The organism is Gordonia heveisoli (assembly GCF_030315745.1).
In the GTDB taxonomy this organism is placed as follows: Bacteria; Actinomycetota; Actinomycetes; order Mycobacteriales; family Mycobacteriaceae; genus Gordonia.
In genome coordinates, this window is record NZ_JASXSH010000060.1 from 1 (window position 1) to 455 (window position 455).

Annotated in this window: 1 pseudogene; it reads right to left on the reverse strand. The window is 59.6% G+C overall.

The window, feature by feature from the left end:
• Nucleotides 1-203: 203 nt before the first annotated feature.
• Nucleotides 204-455: pseudogene (locus QSJ18_RS20140) on the reverse strand (hypothetical protein); the annotation flags it as partial.

Here is a 455-nt window from a genome sequence, read left to right on the forward strand (position 1 = left end):
AATAAACGTCCCATCGGCACTGTTCAAATCAACAGCCGACGTCGGATTCCAATTGTCAACCCAATGCACATTAGTCGGACGCTCATACCCCGACACCGCCGACGGAGCCGGCGACGGCGGAGCCGGGTCGCCCTGCCCCGAACAGGCCCCCGCCCAGGCCACCACCACGGTTGCCAATAGTGGTGCCGTGAACCACTTTCCGCTCACAGATCATCATTCCCATGCAGCGGCCAACCAGGAGTCGGAGTCCTATCCCGATTGATGGGCGTGGAGTTACACATCGTGTTCTCCTGGTCAATATCCCAGTCATCCCGGATCGCATACCACTGCCCGAACACGTTCCCGGTAGGCGCATGCCGCGGACCACGCTGATTAATCGGCGGCGGCGTCCCCGTACGGTGGTAGGTCAGATACTCGATGCGATGATCAGGATCATCCGCATTTGTCGGATTGGT